At 56.8% G+C, this 3196-nt stretch carries 1 protein-coding gene, 2 tRNA genes and 2 rRNA genes (1 of these 5 only partly in view); 4 read left to right on the top strand and 1 reads right to left on the bottom strand.

The features are described 5' to 3' along the window. A partial coding sequence (locus tag NYQ83_RS17715) for a hypothetical protein (RefSeq protein WP_261216265.1) occupies positions 1 to 281 on the bottom strand: 281 nt, incomplete at its 3' end. Here NYQ83_RS17715 and NYQ83_RS17710 point away from each other — a divergent pair. The 4 genes from NYQ83_RS17710 to NYQ83_RS17695 form a co-directional block, all read left to right on the top strand. Further along, positions 279 to 1746 (top strand): 16S ribosomal RNA (locus NYQ83_RS17710). The genes NYQ83_RS17715 and NYQ83_RS17710 overlap by 3 nt on opposite strands. 236 nt (positions 1747 to 1982) lie before the next feature. After that, positions 1983 to 2059: transfer RNA gene (locus NYQ83_RS17705), tRNA-Ile, on the top strand. Between the two features lie 24 nt (positions 2060 to 2083). Further along, positions 2084 to 2159, top strand: a tRNA-Ala gene (locus tag NYQ83_RS17700). 338 nt (positions 2160 to 2497) lie between these two features. Beyond that, positions 2498 to 3196 (top strand): 23S ribosomal RNA (locus tag NYQ83_RS17695); it runs 2056 nt beyond the window's last position. Together the 16S and 23S rRNA genes with 2 tRNA genes alongside form the textbook arrangement of a ribosomal RNA operon.

The following is a 3196-nucleotide window of genomic DNA, read 5'->3' as shown; positions in this document are numbered from 1 at the left end:
GACCGGTGAAACTCTGGCGGTCGCGAGAGGCTCACTTGAGCGACCGGGGCGGTTGATATCGCCTGTTCTTTGACAATCTGGTTTATTGAAGAAAGAGAAGCGTGGACGGCGATGTCCGCCGGCTCTGACGTCTCGCAAGAGATTAAAGAGCTGAACGAGACTTCGGCGGTCGACGTTTTCTCTGAGCTCACATGTCGATGCACGCTGCGGAAGCGGCGGGTATTTGACGGTGTGACCTCGTCAAGACGTGCGATCAATAGCCGATCAAAGTTCTCATTCAACTTGAGAGTTTGATCCTGGCTCAGAACGAACGCTGGCGGCAGGCTTAACACATGCAAGTCGAACGCACTCTTCGGAGTGAGTGGCAGACGGGTGAGTAACGCGTGGGAATCTACCCAGTGGGACGGGATAACCCGAGGAAACTCGAGCTAATACCGTATACGCCCTTCGGGGGAAAGATTTATTGCCATTGGATGAGCCCGCGTCGGATTAGCTTGTTGGTGGGGTAACGGCCTACCAAGGCAACGATCCGTAGCTGGTCTGAGAGGATGATCAGCCACACTGGGACTGAGACACGGCCCAGACTCCTACGGGAGGCAGCAGTGGGGAATCTTGGACAATGGGGGAAACCCTGATCCAGCCATGCCGCGTGAGTGAAGAAGGCCCTAGGGTTGTAAAGCTCTTTCAGCGGGGAAGATAATGACGGTACCCGCAGAAGAAGCCCCGGCTAACTTCGTGCCAGCAGCCGCGGTAATACGAAGGGGGCTAGCGTTGTTCGGAATTACTGGGCGTAAAGCGCGCGTAGGCGGATTGTTAAGTCAGGGGTGAAATCCCAGAGCTCAACTCTGGAACTGCCTCTGATACTGGCAATCTCGAGTCCGGAAGAGGTTGGTGGAATTCCGAGTGTAGAGGTGAAATTCGTAGATATTCGGAGGAACACCAGAGGCGAAGGCGGCCAACTGGTCCGAGACTGACGCTGAGGCGCGAAAGCGTGGGGAGCAAACAGGATTAGATACCCTGGTAGTCCACGCCGTAAACGATGGATGCTAGCCGTTGGTGGGTATACTCATCAGTGGCGCAGCTAACGCATTAAGCATCCCGCCTGGGGAGTACGGTCGCAAGATTAAAACTCAAAGGAATTGACGGGGGCCCGCACAAGCGGTGGAGCATGTGGTTTAATTCGAAGCAACGCGCAGAACCTTACCAGCTCTTGACATCCCGATCGCGGTTACCGGAGACGGTATCCTTCAGCTAGGCTGGATCGGTGACAGGTGCTGCATGGCTGTCGTCAGCTCGTGTCGTGAGATGTTGGGTTAAGTCCCGCAACGAGCGCAACCCTCGCCCTTAGTTGCCAGCATTCAGTTGGGCACTCTAAGGGGACTGCCGGTGATAAGCCGAGAGGAAGGTGGGGATGACGTCAAGTCCTCATGGCCCTTACGGGCTGGGCTACACACGTGCTACAATGGCGGTGACAGTGGGAAAATCCCCAAAAACCGTCTCAGTTCGGATTGTCCTCTGCAACTCGGGGGCATGAAGGTGGAATCGCTAGTAATCGTGGATCAGCATGCCACGGTGAATACGTTCCCGGGCCTTGTACACACCGCCCGTCACACCATGGGAGTTGGTTCTACCCGAAGACGGTGCGCTAACCCGCAAGGGAGGCAGCCGGCCACGGTAGGGTCAGCGACTGGGGTGAAGTCGTAACAAGGTAGCCGTAGGGGAACCTGCGGCTGGATCACCTCCTTTCTAAGGAAGATCCCTTACGGTCGTCTTTTCGAAGGCACTGCCGTTTCGGATCTCTTGGAACATGGCCGACCAGTCAGGTTGGCCGATCAAACACAAGGCGGTCGTCGCCGTCTTCGTTTCTCTTTCTTCGACATACGCGTGATCAGCGCTCGGGTGCTGGACTGCCGGTTCGCCTCAGGGTACGCCGGGGCGGCGTCCTTGACGTATCCGGTCGTCTTCGGGCGATGGGATGGCAAGGGCCTGTAGCTCAGTCGGTTAGAGCGCACCCCTGATAAGGGTGAGGTCGGTAGTTCGAATCTACCCAGGCCCACCATTTGCCCGGCGATCATGACCGGCTGGGGCCATAGCTCAGCTGGGAGAGCGCCTGCTTTGCAAGCAGGAGGTCGTCGGTTCGATCCCGTCTGGCTCCACCATTTCTTTGGATATGATGGGTGTTCGGGTGACGCGCGTGAGAAGAAAGTACAAGTTTCGCAGATCCCACTATGCGTGAGGATTTGCAGGATTTCTGACATCGTGAAGAGAAGATATGTCCGGACGCACCTTTGGGTGTGGGCCTTCCAATGGGAGGCCAATTCCGCTCTCCGGCGGAGTTTACGGGCAGATCTCGTGTGACACTGGTCTTTCCGATCCGTCCGTCCGCCTCATCAGCGGATGGTGGATCGACAGCCCGCCTTGGCGCCTCCTGACCGGGGTGCTGCTCTCAGGCTTCTTCCCGTTGGGAAGGGGTGAGGCGGGCATTGATAATGAGAGCGATCAAGTGCCTTAAGGGCGTTCGGTGGATGCCTTGGCATGCGCAGGCGATGAAGGACGTGGTACGCTGCGATAAGCCGTGGAGAGCTGCGAACAAGCTTTGACCCGCGGATTTCCGAATGGGGGAACCCACCGCTTCGGCGGTATCGTCATCTGAATACATAGGGTGACGAAGCGAACCCGGGGAACTGAAACATCTCAGTACCCGGAGGAAAGGACATCAAACGAGACTCCGTTAGTAGTGGCGAGCGAACGCGGACCAGGCCAGTGGCGATAAAGAGCCAAGCAGAACCGTCTGGAAAGTCGGGCCATAGCGGGTGACAGCCCCGTATGTGTAATGCGATTTATCGTCCTTGAGTAGGGCGGGACACGTGAAATCCTGTCTGAACATGGGGGGACCACCCTCCAAGCCTAAGTACTCGCGCATGACCGATAGTGAACCAGTACCGTGAGGGAAAGGTGAAAAGCACCCCGACGAGGGGAGTGAAATAGTCCCTGAAACTGGACGCCTACAAACAGTCGGAGCCCGCGAGGGTGACGGCGTACCTTTTGTATAATGGGTCAGCGACTTAGTCTAACGAGCGAGCTTAAGCCGATAGGTGTAGGCGCAGCGAAAGCGAGTCTGAATAGGGCGATAGTTCGTTGGATTAGACCCGAAACCGGGTGATCTAGCCATGGCCAGGCTGAAGGCAAGGTAACA

Origin of the sequence: Afifella sp. JA880 (assembly GCF_025379905.1) — a bacterium.
Classification (GTDB): domain Bacteria; phylum Pseudomonadota; class Alphaproteobacteria; order Rhizobiales; family Afifellaceae; genus Afifella; species Afifella aestuarii.
Note: the sequence above shows the minus strand (reverse complement) of the source record. Positions and strands in the feature narration are given on the sequence as shown.